This window comes from Oharaeibacter diazotrophicus (assembly GCF_004362745.1).
In the GTDB taxonomy this organism is placed as follows: domain Bacteria; phylum Pseudomonadota; class Alphaproteobacteria; order Rhizobiales; family Pleomorphomonadaceae; genus Oharaeibacter; species Oharaeibacter diazotrophicus.
Window position 1 is genome coordinate 175286 of record NZ_SNXY01000009.1, and the last position, 13550, is coordinate 188835.

Genomic DNA, 13550 nt, shown 5'->3' on the forward strand with positions numbered 1-13550 from the left:
AACGGTGCGCTCCGGCCGTCACGGGCGGAGCGTCCCGGCCGCGGCGGCGAGGTCGCGGACGAGGCGGGCGGCCGGGTCGTCGGCGGCCCCGAGGCGGGTGACGCGGGCGGCCGGCAACATCGGAAAGGTGACCACCGAGATCTCCCAGAGGTCGATCTCGGCGACGTGCCGCACCCCGGTGCGGCGGTCGGAGCGGGCCTTGACGGTGCGGAACCCGATCGACAGCCCGTCGACGATGCCGGCCGAGAGCAGCGCGGCGACCTCGCGCGCCCGGGGCAGGCCGAGGTGCAGTTCGCCGACCACCGCGAGACCGCGGGCGTCCTCGGCGATCTCCAGCCAGCGGCCGATCGGGGCGGCGGGGTCGTGCTGGTAGAGCATCTTCACCCCGTCCGCGCCGCGGCGGGCGAGCGAGGCGCGGAAGGCGCCGGAGAGCACCACGTCGCCGGTGAGGTCGACGACGCCGAACAGGCTGGCGTAGCCGGCGAAGACGCCGTCGGCGGCGAAGGCCGCCGGGTCGGACCGCCGCGACGGCGCGGCGAGCGGCGTCCGGGCGGAGCGCCGCGTGTCCGCGGCGGGTGATGTCGGCGCGGGGCGCCGCGTCGGCGCGGCGCCGGGGGCGGAGCGGGCGGCCGCGCTCATCCGAGCGCCCGCACCGCCGGCGCGGCGCCGGAGCGGCGGACGCGGCCGCGCCGCGGCGGCGGGGCCAGCGCGCGCTCCACCGTCTCGGCGAAACGGCGGAACACGGCGGCCGCCTCGCGGTCGTCGGGACCGCGGCGGACGGGCCGCGGCAGGATCCGGGAGAGTCCAAACGGAACGGTCACTTGCGTCTCCTCGGCGAGAGGTCGATTCCGGGCGGGGCCGGCCGGTGGGACGGCGCGCGAACAGGTTGCGGCGCCGTCTCGGGAACGGCGGGATTTCTCCGTCAGTTCAAGGTCCTGGAGCCATCCGTGGACGTGGCTTCGCGCTCGTTCATGCGCTGGTTCAGCCGCGCGATCTCGGCGACGAAGGCGTCGAAGCGGCGGGTCTGGGCGGCGAGCTCGCGCAAGGTGGCGACCAGGAGCGCGCTCGCCCCCGAGGCCCACAGGAACAGCGCGAGATGGGCGAGGTCGCCGCGCTCGGCGAAGACGCGCGTCACGTCCACGATCGCGTCCCCCGCTCGGCGGCGGCGCGCGGGCCGTAGCCGACGGCGGCGCGCTTCTCGTCCTCGGTCAGGAACGAGGCGGCGCCGATCCGCCGCCACAGCGCCTCGCGCTCGCCGTGCAGCGCCGAGACCTGGTCGAGGTCGGGGGCGAGCGTCAGGCCGTCGCCGAAGGCCGGCAGCAGCCAGCCGCCGAGCGCCTCGGCGATGCGGGCGGAAAGCGGCAGCACGGTCTGGCGCCACAGGGCGCGGTTGGCCTCCTGGTAGTTGGCGTAGGTGGCGTCGCCGGGGATGCCGAGCAGCATCGGCGGCACGCCGAAGGCGAGCGCGATCTCGCGGGCGGCCATGTTGCGGGCCTCCACGAAGTCCATCTCGCGCGGCGTCAGCGCCAGGGTCTTCCAGTCGAGCCCGCCCTCGAGCAGCATCGGCCGTCCGGCGTTGCGGGCGCCCTGGAAGCCCTCCTCCAGCTCGCGGCGGAGCCGCTCGAACTGGTCGTCGGAGAGCCCCTGCGGGCCGGAGTAGACCAGCGCGCCGGAGGGCCGGGCGGCGTTGTCGAGCAGGGCCTTGTTCCAGGCCGCGGCGGTGTTGTGGACGTCGAGCGCCACCTGCGCCGCTTCCAGCGGGGCGAGGCCGTAGTGGTCGTCGAGCGGGTTGAAGGCGGAAAGGTGCAGCACCGGCGCCGGGCCGCGCTCGGCGGCGAGCGGGATCCGCAGCGTCCGTCCGCCGACCGAATAGTCGTAGGCCTCCGGCCAGCCGTCGGCGCCGGGCACGACGCGGACCCGGTCGGGCCGGAGCACGTGCAGCTCCGCCGGCCGGCCGTCGACCGCGACCAGTTCGACATAGGCGTTGCCGGCGATCTGCAGGTGGGCGGCGATCGCCTCGAGCAGGCTCGTCCGGGTGTCGCGGCCGTTCGGGCGGGCGAGGAGGTCGAGTGCGGGATGGGCGTCGAGTTCGCGCCCGCCCTCGGTCAGCACCAGCGGCACCTGTCCGACGCCCTCGGCGACCAGCCGCACCGCCCGGTGCACGAACGGATTGCGCTGATAGCCTTCGCGGGCGAGCGCGCCGTAGTCGCGCGGCGTCCACGCCGGCCGTCCCGCCCCGGTCCAGGCGATCAGCGGCCCCGCCCGCGAGGCCTTCTCCTCCGGCACGGCCGCCCGCCGCCCGGTGAACGCGAACCAGCGTCTCGGCATCGTGCAAGTCTCCTGTGTTCGGGATCGGCGGATCGGCCGCGCGAGCGCGGTGCGGGCGGCATCGCCGGCGCCAGCGGTCGCCGGCCGGATGGCGGCGGACGAGGGGGCACGCACGGTCGCGGCAGGACGGGCGGCACCGGCACACCGCCGCGAGCGGCGAGCGGCCGGCGACCAAGGCCCCGCGCCGCCTCCTTCCCTTCTCTCCGCGCGGGAGAACGTCGCCCGGCAGGACCGGACGAGGGGGAACCCCACCGCACCCGCGAAGGGCATCCGCCGGAGGCGCCCCGCCCGAAGCCCAACGGCCCCACCTCCGCCGCCTCCCCTTCTCCCCTTGCGGAAGAAGGTGGCCCGGCAGGGCCGGATGAGGGGGAACCGCCGCCGCCTCGGCGAAAGACGGCTGCCCCATCGGAACAAAACCGGATCAAAGCCCTCGCGGCGGGCGTGGTCTTCTGGCATGATCCCGGCCCGCCGACGAACCGGAGGCCCGCCGATGTCCCGTGCCGAACGACTGCTGGCCCTGGTGCAGGCGCTCAGGCGCCGGCGGCGGCCGGTCGCGGGGTCCGAGCTCGCCGATGAACTCGGGGTGTCGCTGCGCACGATCTACCGCGACGTCCAGGCGCTGATCGCCCAAGGCGCGCCGATCGAGGGCGAGGCCGGCATCGGCTACGTGCTCCGGCCCGGCTTCCTGCTGCCGCCGCTGATGTTCACCGACGACGAGATCGAGGCGCTGGTGCTCGGCGCGCGGATGGCGGCGCGGCGCGGCGACGACCGGCTCGCCACCGCCGCCGACGACGCCCTCGCCAAGATCGCCGCCGTCCTGCCGGCCGACCTCGCCGACCGCATGGAGGGCGACGGGCTGCTCGTCGGCTTCGGCCGGCCCGAGCGGCCGGACGGCGTCGACCTCTCGGCGCTGCGCGCCGCGATCCGCAACGAGACCAAGATCGCCTTCGCCTACGTCAACGAGCGCGGCGAGGCCTCGCGCCGGGTGGTCTGGCCGATCGCGCTCGCCTTCTTCGACCGCGTCCGCGTGCTGACCGCTTGGTGCGAACTGAGGAGTGACTTCCGCCACTTCCGCACCGACCGCATCTCCGAACCCACCGTCCTCGGCCAGCGCTACCCGCGCCGCCGCCGCGCCCTCCTCAAGGAGTGGCGCGAACTCGAGAACATCCGCCTGCCCGGCGCCGGCGGCGCCGAAACCGCCTGCACCCCCGCGGAAACCCAGCCCCGCCGCCGCGCGGCGGGATGACGGGCGGATCGGAGCCGCAGCGCCACCCCACCCCGGCGCTCCCCGCAAGGGGGAGGGTAAAGCTGCGCCAAGCGACGGCGCCATCTTCTACCCTCCCCCTTGCGGGGAGGGTCGACGGCCGTAGGCCGGCGGGGTGGGGTACCCATCCACCCGCGAGCCACCGCCCCGAAGCCGCCGAGCAAACGTCCAGCCACGTCGCGCGCGTGGAAGCCACCCCAGCCCGGCGCTTCGCACCTACCCTCCCCGCAAGGCGGAGGGTAAAGCCGCGCCACGCGACGGCGTCATCTTCTACCCTCCCCCTCGTGGGGAGGGTCGACGGCCGGAGGCCGGCGGGGTGGGGTAGCGCCGAGGTTCGGGACGAAGTCGCGGCGGAATGGGGGCCGCATCGCTCGTGGGTGTGCGTTCCCGGCGAGCGTCGCGCCACCCCACCCCGGCGCTTCGCGCCGACCCTCCCCACGAGGGGGGGGGGGAGGGTAAAGCCGCGGCCCCGTGGGAACCCATCCCACTCCTGCCATTTTCTGTCAGCAGACCGTCGTATCCCTCTCCCCGCCGGCACTTCCGCCGATCCTCCGAGGAGAGCACGCCATGACCACCGAAACCGTCGCCGTCCGCCCGACCGCCGCCTGCTGGTTCGAGATTCCCGCCGCCGACTTCGAGCGGGCGGTCGGCTTCTACGAGGCCGCGTTCGGCGTCTCGCTGCGCCGCGAGGACATGGGCGACATGCGCCTCGCGGTGTTCCCGTATACCGCCCCCGGCGTCGGCGGTGCGGTCGCCACGGGCCACGGCCTGAAGCCGTCCGAGGACGGCCCGGTGGTCTACCTCAACGCCGACGGCCAACTCGACGCCGTGATCGCCCGCTTCCAGGCGCTCGGCGGCGCGGTCGTCTGGCCGAAGGTGTCGCTGCCCGGCGCCATGGGCGACATCGCGATCGTCCGCGACAGCGAGGGCAACCGCATCGGCCTGCACGCGGTGGTCTGATACCGAGCCCGCATGGTTCCGACCCGTGGTCGGAGCATTGCGGGCGAGAAGGCCCGACCGCGCGCCGGCCGAAAAGCCGAAACCTCGTAAGGTCCCGACACGTCGGGACTTTGCGAGACGGGTCCGACCGGCCGCGCCGAACCGTTCCGCGGGCGCGGCGTCCGCGGAACGGTCCCGCGTCAGAACCGGCGCACCCGCGGCGCGCCGTCGCCCCGTGTCAGCTCCGTCACCGCCCAGACCAGCGCGTCGAGCCGGTCGGGCGAGCGGCCGCCGGAGAGGCCGTCGAGGCCGAAGTCGCACATCTCGTCCTCGAGCTCCGGGAAGGCGCCGGCGTGGCGCACCCGGCCCTGGGCGTAGAGCGCGGCGACCGGCTCGGCGCGCACCCACTTGCCGCGGGTGGCGCGCACCATCGCCACCGGCACGGCGGCGTCGACCTCGCGGATCACCGCCGCCACCATCTCGCCGCCCTGGTTGACCTCGGCGACGAGGCGGTCGGCGGCGAGCGCGTGGAAGAGCGCCACCGCCCGCCGGGCCCAGGTCTCCGGCCGGGCGCCGCGGCAGCTGCGGTCGGCGACCACCACGATCCGGCCCTCGCCGTCGAGGCCGGCGGCGACGATGCCGCAGGCGTCGGAGTTCTGCGCCGCTCCGGCGGGCGGGTCGACCGCCACCACGACGCGGGTCAGCGGCGGGGCGCCGGAGATCCGCACCGCCTCGATCTCGGCGCGGGTCCACAGCGCGTCGGCGCGCTCCTCGACCAGTTCGCCGTCGAGTTCCTGACGGCCGAGCCGGGTGCCTTGATAGCGCCCGACCACCGTCGTCAGGAAGGCCGGGGCGAGGTTGGCGGCGTTGTCGGCGGTGCGGGCGCGGGTCGTCGCGGTGCCCGGGTCGGCGAGCAGCCGACGCAGCAGCGGCACGGCGCGCGGCGTCGTCGTCACCACTTGGCGCGGCCGGGCGCCGAGGCGCAGGCCGAATTGCAGCATGTCGAAGGTGGCGTCGGCGTGGCGCCACTTGGCGAGTTCGTCGGCCCAGGCGGCGTCGAACTGGGCGCCGCGCAGCGCCTCGGGATCTTCCGAGGAGAACGCCTGCGCGCTCGCCCCGTTCGGCCATTCCAGCCGGCGGCGCGAGGGCGACCACGTGGGACGTTCGTGGCGCGGGTGCACCGCGAGCAGGCCGGAGACGCCCTCGACCATGACGTCGCGGACGTCGGCGAAGGTCTCGCCGACGAGAGCGATCCGCCCGGCCGGCGGCCCGCCGGCGCCGAGTTTGCCGTAGACCAGCGCGCGCACCCATTCGGCGCCGGTGCGGGTCTTGCCGGCGCCGCGCCCGCCCATCACCAGCCAGACCGTCCAGTCACCCGCCGGCGGCAGTTGGTCCGGCCGCGCCTGGAACGGCCACAGTCGCTCCAGCCAGCGCGCCGTGTCCGGCGTCAGCAGCGCCATCAGGTCCCGCAGCCATCCTCGCAGCGACGAAACGCTCAGCGAGTGCCACAAGCGCGTCGAGGCGGCGTTCGTCGTCACCGGGCTCGGGAGGGGCGTCGTCGGTTCGTCCGTCACGCGGGCTCCTGTCGGGTTCGAGGGCGATCACCTTGGCGAGCGTGGCGGCGAGCGCGCCGAGCGCGCGTACCTCCCGTTCGTCGATCCCCTCCCCCGCGGTCCCCACCCGCGTCTCCATGGCGGCGACCAGCCGCGCCGTCGTCCGCTGCAGCGAGGCGACCAGCCGGCGGGTGTCGGGCGCGGTGGTCTCGCCGGCGGTGCCGCGCACAGGGCGCGGCTTCCAGCCCGCGGCGGCGGCGTGCTTCAGGAGACCCTGCCGGCTGACCCCGATCCGCCGCGCGATCGCGGTGGCCGCCTCCCGCGTCTCCTCGTAGGCGAAGCGGGCGCCGGCCCAATCGACTGGCCGCGGCGCCGCGCCCCCGGTCGAACCCTCCTCGGCACCGTCCCTGGTCGAAGCATCCGTGGTCATGGGCCCTCCGCGCGCACCGGCCCCGCCCGGGGCGGCCACGGCCAACAAAAAGGGCGGCCGGCCCAACCGGCCGCCGCCCACACGTTTCGGATCATGACGAAAACCTACCCGACCAGCGCGACGCTGTCAAGGACTATTTTCCTATCCGGATCCCCCCCCCCTCACGGCCCCAGCGTCACCGGCCCGAAGCAGACGTTGACCGCGCGACGCAGGCTGGCGCCGTCGGCGAACTTCGCCACGACGGTCTGCTCGCAGGAGCCGCCGGCGAGCGGCACGGTCATCGACGCGCCGGGCTTCAGGTAGATCTCGGGCAGCCGGGCCGAGTAGCCGGCCACCTTGGGCGCGCCCATTTCGAGCGCGATCAGCGCCGCCCCGCGGCCGTTGACGATGTCGGCGTCGGCGGCGAACGTCGGCTCGTCGGAGGCGGCCGCCGCCGTCGCGGTCATCGCGACCGCCAGACACAGTCCCGCACGGACACCCATTCCAGCCTCTCCGATCCCAGCCCCGCACGGCGCGCACTCTAGCACCTGGGCGTGCCGGCGCAACGCGGCGGCGAGGCGGCCGGTGGGATCGTCGCGGCCGCTATTCCCGGCGACGCTTGCGCGGCGGACGCCTCTCCCCCGGATCGCGCTCGGGCCAGGTGACGATGTGCTCCTCCCAGCGTTCCAGCGGCACGTCGTCCTCGCGGACGGTGCGGCCGCGCACGGAGATGCCAGCCTCGTGCACGGTGTCGGGATCGCCCGAGACCAGCGGGTGCCACCAGTAGAGGTCGCGGCCCTCCTCGACCATGCGATAGGCGCAGGTCGGCGGCAGCCAGGGCAGCGTGCGCACCTCGTGCGGCGTCAGGCGGATGCAGTCGGGCACCGTAGCGGAGCGGTTGTCGTAGTCGCGGCAGCGGCAGGCCTCGCCGTCGAGCAGGGTGCAGGCGACGTCGGTCCAGGCGATCTCGCCCGTGTCCTCGTCCTCGAGCTTGTTGAGGCAGCAGCGGGCACAGCCGTCGCACAGGCTCTCCCACTCGGCGTCGGTCATGTCGTCGAGCCGTTTCGCCTTCCAGAACGGAATCGGCTCGATTGGACCTTTTTCGTTAACCATCTGCGCCCGCCTGTCCTTGATCGCGCGGGGAGTCCCGGTATCCTCGCGGCCGTGAGGGAGCCGGACCCCGGCGCCCCGCGAACGCTTGAGCCGTCCCGTGTCCGAGATCAAGCCCCGTTCCGGCCGGCGCCTGAAACACCGGCTGCTCGCGATCGACGCCTTCGTCGACACCGCCGCGTGGACGGTGGCGCGCGGGTTCGGCCGGGCGTGGACCGTGGCGAACGACCACCTGTCCCGGCTGACGGTGCGCGGCTGGAAGCGGGCGACGGCCGAACTCGCCTCGGAGGCGGCCACGCTCGGCGTCGCCGGCTCGGTGGTCCTCCTGGCGGCTGCGATCCCGGCCTTTCGCGCCACCGAGGGCGATTGGCGCGCGCGCAGCGAATACGCGGTCACCTTCCTGGACCGCAACGGCGCAACGCTCGGCCGGCGCGGCATCTTCCTCGACGACAGCGTCCCGCTCGACGATCTGCCGCCCTACCTGATCCAGGCGACGCTCGCGACCGAGGACCGCCGCTTCTTCGACCACTTCGGCATCGACGTGATCGGCACCTTCCGCGCCGTCGCGTCCAACGCCAAGGCCGGCGGCGTCGTCCAGGGCGGCTCGACGCTGACCCAGCAGCTCGCCAAGAACCTGTTCCTCTCCAACGAGCGCACCATCGACCGCAAGATCAAGGAGGCCTTCCTCGCGCTCTGGCTGGAGGCCAACCTCTCCAAGCGCGAGATCCTGAAGCTCTACCTCGACCACGCCTACATGGGCGGCGGCACCCACGGCGTCGCGGCGGCGAGCCAGTTCTACTTCGGCAAGTCGGTCAAGGACCTGACGCTGGCCGAGGCGGCGATGCTGTCGGGCCTCTACAAGGCGCCGACCAAGTACGCCCCCCACGTCAACCTCGCCAACGCCCGCGCCCGCGCCAACCAGGTGCTGACCAACATGGTCGACGCCGGCTTCGTGACCGAAGGTCAGGTCGCCGCCGCCCGGCGCAGCCCGGCGACGCCGGTCGCCACCGTCGCGGCCGGTCCGGCGCCGGACTGGTTCCTCGACTGGGCCTTCGACGAGGTCAAGCGGCTCGCCCCGGCCGACCACACCATCACCGTGCGCACCACGCTCGATCCCGGCGTGCAGCGCGCCGCCGAGGACGCCATCGTCGCCAATCTGCGCCAGCACGGCCAGGACTACCGGGTCTCCCAGGGCGCCACCGTGGTGTCCGGGCTCGACGGCGCCGTGCGCGCCATGGTCGGCGGCCGCGACTACGGCGAGAGCGTCTTCAACCGCGCCGTCGACGCGCTGCGCCAGCCGGGTTCGTCGTTCAAGCCGTTCGTCTACGCCACCGCGTTCATGAACGGCTATTCGGTCGACAGCGTCGTGCCCGACGCGCCGATCACGATCGGCAACTGGAGCCCGCGCAACTACGGCCGCAGCTACGCCGGCAAGGTCACGCTGAAGACCGCCCTCGCCCGCTCGATCAACACCATTCCGGTCCGCCTCGCCCAGGCGATCGGCCGCGACCACATCGTCGACACCGCGCATCGGCTCGGCATCGGCACCGAACTCAAGATCACCCGCGCGCTGCCGCTCGGCGTTGCCGAGGTCACGGTGCTCGACATGACCACCGCCTACGCCGCCTTCGCGAACGGCGGCCTCAGGGCGGCGCCCTACGCCATCGAGACTGTCTCCTCCCGCGACGGCCGCGTGCTCTACGACCACGGCCGCGACGCCCCCGCGCCCGAGCGGGTGCTGCCGGAGGAGGTGGCGTCGGAGATGAACGTCGCCCTGAACGCGGTCGTCGAGGCCGGCACCGGCGGCAAGGCGCGGCTCGAGGGTCAGGTCGCCGCCGGCAAGACCGGCACCACCCAGTCCTACCGCGACGCCTGGTTCGTCGGCTTCACCGGCTGGTACTCGGCCGCGATGTGGTTCGGCAACGACGACTACGGCACCACCAACAACATGACCGGCGGCAGCCTGCCGGCCCTGACGTGGCACGACATGATGGCGAAGATCCACGAGGGCCTGCCCTACAAGGCGCTGCCCGGTGTCGGCCACGACGCCCCCGCGGTCGCCGACGCGGCCCCCGCGCCCGCCGCCGGCACCGGTCGCGACGCCGACCCGAACCGCCTGACGCCCGCCGCCCTCTCGGCGGTCGCGGCCGCCGCCGACGCCATGCGCGCCCGGCTCGATCCGACCGGCGACCCGCTCGGCCCCTCCGTCCTGCTGCCGCGCCCCGGCGGCGGCGTCGTCGAACTCGGCGACGACCCCGCCCTCAAGTCCGCCGCCCGCCTCGACACCATGCGCTTCGTCGGCGGCGAGGAGACCACCGCGTCGGTCAGGTGACTTTCCCTCACCGTAGCAGCCGCCCCTCGTCGTCGATCGGCACCAGCCGCGTCGGCGGCGCCGCCCCCCAGGTCCACAGTACGAGGTTGACGTCGTCCGGACCGTTGCCGGGCGCGAAGCTGCGCACGAGCATGCCGGCATGGCCGGAGGCGATCAGGCGATGGGCCAGCGCCTGCGTGCGCGCCTCGCCGCTCGTCCGCATCTCGTCGCGCCACGTCGTCGCCGCGAGCACGGCGGGATCGACGCCTTCGGCCGCGAGGGCCTCGGCGTCGCGGCCGTCGAAGATCGCCTCGAAGTCGGCTTCGTAGGCCACCAGCGTCGTCGGCTGCAGGCTACCGACCTGGTTCGCCTCGCGCACCGCGGTCATCACCGCGAGCGAGACGTAGAGCGCCGGCACGCCCTTCGGGTTGAACCGGCCGCCGTAGAGCGCGGCGCCGCGGCCCGACAGCGGCTCTTGGGCGTACACCGGGTTCAGGGCGCGGTAGACGAGCCCCGCGAAGGCGATCGCCATGGTCAGGCGTGGATGCCCGCGTCGACCGCGTCGACATAGTCGAGCACCTCCTCGGCGCGGCCCTCGCGCACGAGTTGCATCGCCGTCCGGCCGGAAAAGCCGGCGAGCGGCTCGGAGCGGTACCACGCGAAGGCGACGAGATCCGAGCCGAAGCGCGGGCGGACCTTGTTGACGATCTCGACCATCTCGCGCAGCCGCCGCTGTGTCCTGACGGAGCGCACCCGGTCGCGCCGCTGCACGGCGTCCCTGCCGAGCCCGGCGCTGCGCGCCACCTCCTCGCTGGACGTGCGGAACATCTCGGCGATCTTGGCCGGCGCGAACCAGCCGTCGTCGGCATAGCGACCCAGGTCCATCTCCAACCTCCCAGGCGGAAGGCGCCCCTTGCCAAAGGATACCACATAGATCGACGCATACTTGCGCCGAAACGAGCGGCATTCAAGAACCGAGGCCCCATCGCCCGCCGTCCCCGACTACCGACTGCCGACTGCCGACTGCCGACTGCCGAAGCCCTACTGCCTACTGCCTTCCTCCCCATCCCCCCGCCCATGCTACCCTTCCCCCGATTCCCTCGGAGTTGCCCCGCCCCGTGCTCCGCGTCCTGCGCCTCCTGATCGCCGCGACCATCGGCGCCGTGCTGGGTCTCGGCTCGGTGAAGGCGATTCTCGACGATCCCCGGGCCGATTTCGCCGTGGCGATCGGGCCTTGGCGGCTCGGGTCGGGGGCGGCGGGCGACCCTTACGCCGCGGCGCGGATCGCGCGGGCCGGGATGGTCGGGCTCGGGGCGGCCGAGGGCACCGCCTTCTCGGCGCGCACGGATTCGAACGGCGACCGGCTCGATCCCGCCTGCCACTACATGGTCGCCGGCGCGATGCCGGCGGCCGACCTCTGGACCCTCGCGGTCACCGACGAGGACGGCCGTCCGCCGGTCAACCCGGCCGGCCGCGTCGGCTTCACCAGCCGCGACGCCGTCCGCGCCGCCGACGGCACCGTCGCGATCGGGCTCGGGCCGACGGTCCGCCCCCGCGACTTCGTGCCGACCGGCGACCTCTCCTCGCTCCGGCTGACGCTGCGCTTCTACGTCTCCGGCCTCGCCGGTCGGCTGCCGCGGGCGGACGAGATGCCGACGATCCTGAAGGTCGACTGCGGGAGCCGCCCGTCGTGATCGGCAAGATCGTCCGCGCCGTGCTCGGCGGCCTGTTCCTCGCCGGCTTCGTCCACATCGTCGCCGTGCTGGCGATCCCGGTGCTCGCCGAGCGCGACGCCGTCGCCCGCGTCGCCGCCGCCCTCGCGGTGGACGAAGACGGCGCGCCCGCACCCGGCGACGGCTTCCGCGCGATCCCCGCCGACGGCTCGGTGCTGCCGGACCTCGACCCCGCCTTCGTCCACGTGGTCTGCCCGTTCACGGCCGCCGACGGCACCGTCGACGTCGCCGGGGCGATGCCGGACACGATCTGGTCGCTGGCGGTGGTGGCGCGCGGGGCCGGGATCGTCGCCGCCTACGAGCACACCGCGGCGGTCGACGGACGGATCGAGGTGCTGGTCGGCAGTCCCGAGGCGGTCGAGACGATCCGGCTCGCCCGCGCCGCCGGCGGCACCGACACCGCCAACTACGCCGCCGTCGACACCGACCGCGGCTTCGTGCTCTTGCGCGCCTTCGCCGACGCCGACCATCCGCCCGAGGCGCTGCGCGCCGCGCTGACCGCGGTCTCCTGTCGGCCGCTGGACGAGTGATCCCGAGTTCGCAAAGTTCCGACCTCTGGTCGGAGCTTTGCGAGCGAGGAGCGCCCGACCGGGCGCCGGCCGGATGGCCGAACCCCCGCAAAGTCCCGACGAGTCGGGAATTTGCGGGACTGGTATGACTCCGCCCTATTTCTGCAGCACCGGCTGGTCGAACGGGTCCGGGCCCTTCAGGAGGCGCGAGTGCCGTGCGTCGGCCCAGCGCAGCACGCCCTTGCGCGGCGCGGCGGCCTCGCAGCGGGTCGAGGCCAGGGCGTCGTAGGCGCGGTTGACCTCCCAGAGCTGGTCGGACGGTGTCTCCACGGTGAGATGGTCGATGGCGTAGCGGTAGGAGCGCAGCCGGTAGGCGAGCGCGCGCCAGACCCAGGACATCACGCCCTCGTTCTCCTCGACGCGCTCGTAGGCGTCGTCGACGAAGCTCGTCTCGAGGGCGTCGCCCTGTCGCTCCAGCGCGGCGATGCGTTCGGTGTCGGTGGTGCGCACCTTCGCCGCGATGGCGCAGAACGGCGGCACCAGCATCGCGTCGCCGGTCATCGCCTCGCGCAGGCGCGTCCAGCGCGTCTCGGTCGAGGTGTCCGGGTCGGAACGCAGGAAGGCGTAGAAGCGGCCGACGTCGAAGGCCGGCTCGATCGCCGGCAGGTAGAAGTGCTGCTGGACGTAGAGCGGGAAGCGCGGCTCGGCCGGCGACGGCCAGGTGTCGAGAGCCGGCAGGATCCGGGTGCGCTCGCCCTCGGTCAGGCTGTCGAACCACCAGTCGCGCACGTGCGGGGCGCGGACGAAGGCGAAGGAGCGGTCGCGCAGTTCGCCCTCGTCGTCGGTCAGGACGAAATCGGACGTGGTCTCGAAGCGGTCGTTCTCGGCGATGTAGCGGCCGGCCGCCGGCATCAGGCTGTCGTGGATCACCGAAGGCTTTGCGCGGCCGAAGTCGCCGGTCGGGCGGCCGCAGCCGGACAGCGCGACGACCACCGCCGCGGCGATCGCCAAGTCCGCCCGCACCGCTCGACGTCCGTTCGCCATCGCAATCGCCCTCTCGCGGCCGACAGTCGCCGGATTCGGCCCGGGGCCGCAAGGCGCGCGGGATCAGCCGTTCTCGCCGCCGAGCGGCAGTGCGAGCTGGCCGCGGCGTTCGTCGGCCTTCGGGCGCGTCGGCGGCAGCTCCGCCGTGCGTTCGTAGCGCACCCCGGGGAATATGGTCACCTCGCAGGGCCGGTCGGTCCTGGGGCGACGGGCCCGGACCAACGGCCGACCGAACTCGACAACGAGACCCATGGTCTCCTCCTTCGCCGCCCCATCCGGCGGACGCCCGGGCCGACGTCCCGTCGCCCGGGCCGATGGACAACCCGCATCCGGGGCCTTCGGTTCAGTAG

At 74.1% G+C, this 13550-nt stretch carries 17 protein-coding genes; 5 read left to right on the forward strand and 12 right to left on the reverse strand.

The annotated features are described in order from the left end of the window. Positions 1-18: 18 nt before the first annotated feature. The 4 genes from EDD54_RS15815 to EDD54_RS15830 all read right to left on the reverse strand — a co-directional run bounded on the left by EDD54_RS15815 (position 19) and on the right by EDD54_RS15830 (position 2328). Positions 19-639 carry an HK97 family phage prohead protease gene (locus EDD54_RS15815; protein ID WP_126537985.1) on the reverse strand — a complete coding sequence of 207 codons (621 nt, stop codon included), beginning with the start codon at positions 637-639 and terminating at the stop codon, positions 19-21. Beyond that, entirely contained in the window at positions 636-821 is a 186-nt protein-coding gene (locus EDD54_RS15820) for a hypothetical protein (protein WP_126537987.1), read from the reverse strand. Before EDD54_RS15820 ends, EDD54_RS15815 begins: the two co-directional genes overlap by 4 nt. Before the next feature lie 101 nt (positions 822-922). Then, positions 923-1141: a hypothetical protein gene (locus tag EDD54_RS15825; RefSeq protein ID WP_207620455.1), complete on the reverse strand. Its 219-nt coding sequence runs from the start codon at positions 1139-1141 to the stop codon at positions 923-925. Beyond that, positions 1132-2328, reverse strand: a complete 1197-nt coding sequence (locus tag EDD54_RS15830) for a phage portal protein (protein WP_126537989.1) — start codon at positions 2326-2328, stop codon at positions 1132-1134. Before EDD54_RS15830 ends, EDD54_RS15825 begins: the two co-directional genes overlap by 10 nt. A 490-nt stretch (positions 2329-2818) precedes the next feature. Here EDD54_RS15830 and EDD54_RS15835 point away from each other — a divergent pair, with 490 nt between their 5' ends. Together EDD54_RS15835 and EDD54_RS15840 are read left to right on the forward strand one after the other, a co-directional pair. Then, the gene (locus EDD54_RS15835) at positions 2819-3574 is read left to right on the forward strand and encodes a helix-turn-helix transcriptional regulator (RefSeq protein ID WP_126537991.1); all 756 of its coding nucleotides are present in this window, start codon (positions 2819-2821) and stop codon (positions 3572-3574) included. 585 nt (positions 3575-4159) lie between these two features. Beyond that, positions 4160-4552, forward strand: coding sequence for a VOC family protein (locus EDD54_RS15840; protein WP_126537993.1), 393 nt, complete (start codon positions 4160-4162; stop codon positions 4550-4552). A gap of 179 nt (positions 4553-4731) precedes the next feature. Here the strand turns inward: EDD54_RS15840 and EDD54_RS15845 are convergent, their stop codons facing one another. The 4 genes from EDD54_RS15845 to EDD54_RS15860 all read right to left on the reverse strand — a co-directional run bounded on the left by EDD54_RS15845 (position 4732) and on the right by EDD54_RS15860 (position 7585). Further along, positions 4732-5991, reverse strand: a complete 1260-nt coding sequence (locus tag EDD54_RS15845) for a DNA-packaging protein (RefSeq protein ID WP_126537995.1) — start codon at positions 5989-5991, stop codon at positions 4732-4734. Next, the gene (locus EDD54_RS15850) at positions 5903-6514 is read right to left on the reverse strand and encodes a hypothetical protein (protein ID WP_126537997.1); all 612 of its coding nucleotides are present in this window, start codon (positions 6512-6514) and stop codon (positions 5903-5905) included. The genes EDD54_RS15845 and EDD54_RS15850 overlap by 89 nt, the downstream gene beginning before the upstream one ends. 161 nt (positions 6515-6675) lie before the next feature. Then, the gene (locus tag EDD54_RS15855) at positions 6676-6996 is read right to left on the reverse strand and encodes a hypothetical protein (protein WP_126537999.1); all 321 of its coding nucleotides are present in this window, start codon (positions 6994-6996) and stop codon (positions 6676-6678) included. 100 nt (positions 6997-7096) lie between these two features. Beyond that, positions 7097-7585, reverse strand: a complete 489-nt coding sequence (locus EDD54_RS15860) for a YcgN family cysteine cluster protein (protein WP_126541780.1) — start codon at positions 7583-7585, stop codon at positions 7097-7099. Between the two features lie 118 nt (positions 7586-7703). Between EDD54_RS15860 and EDD54_RS15865 the strand changes: the two genes are divergently transcribed. After that, positions 7704-9935, forward strand: a complete 2232-nt coding sequence (locus EDD54_RS15865; RefSeq protein ID WP_208112219.1) for a transglycosylase domain-containing protein — start codon at positions 7704-7706, stop codon at positions 9933-9935. A 7-nt stretch (positions 9936-9942) separates the two neighbouring features. On the opposite strand, the gene EDD54_RS15870 is transcribed toward EDD54_RS15865, so the two are convergent. Both EDD54_RS15870 and EDD54_RS15875 read right to left on the reverse strand, forming a co-directional pair. After that, positions 9943-10446, reverse strand: a complete 504-nt coding sequence (locus EDD54_RS15870; RefSeq protein ID WP_207620551.1) for an RES family NAD+ phosphorylase — start codon at positions 10444-10446, stop codon at positions 9943-9945. Positions 10447-10448: 2 nt separating this feature from the next. After that, complete coding sequence (locus EDD54_RS15875) at positions 10449-10799, reverse strand: antitoxin Xre/MbcA/ParS toxin-binding domain-containing protein (RefSeq protein ID WP_126538003.1); 351 nt, start codon at positions 10797-10799, stop codon at positions 10449-10451. A gap of 233 nt (positions 10800-11032) precedes the next feature. On the opposite strand from EDD54_RS15875, the gene EDD54_RS15880 reads away from it, so the two are divergent. Together EDD54_RS15880 and EDD54_RS15885 are read left to right on the forward strand one after the other, a co-directional pair. Further along, entirely contained in the window at positions 11033-11608 is a 576-nt protein-coding gene (locus EDD54_RS15880) for a DUF1214 domain-containing protein (protein ID WP_126538005.1), read from the forward strand. Further along, complete coding sequence (locus EDD54_RS15885) at positions 11605-12177, forward strand: DUF1254 domain-containing protein (RefSeq protein WP_126538007.1); 573 nt, start codon at positions 11605-11607, stop codon at positions 12175-12177. The genes EDD54_RS15880 and EDD54_RS15885 overlap by 4 nt, the downstream gene beginning before the upstream one ends. A gap of 135 nt (positions 12178-12312) precedes the next feature. Here EDD54_RS15885 and EDD54_RS15890 read toward each other — a convergent pair whose 3' ends face one another. Further along, a complete protein-coding gene (locus tag EDD54_RS15890; RefSeq protein ID WP_208112221.1) occupies positions 12313-13167 on the reverse strand; it encodes a hypothetical protein in 855 nt (284 codons plus the stop codon). A 96-nt stretch (positions 13168-13263) separates the two neighbouring features. Further along, complete coding sequence (locus tag EDD54_RS15895; RefSeq protein ID WP_126538011.1) at positions 13264-13452, reverse strand: hypothetical protein; 189 nt, start codon at positions 13450-13452, stop codon at positions 13264-13266. Between the last annotated feature and the right edge of the window lie 98 nt (positions 13453-13550).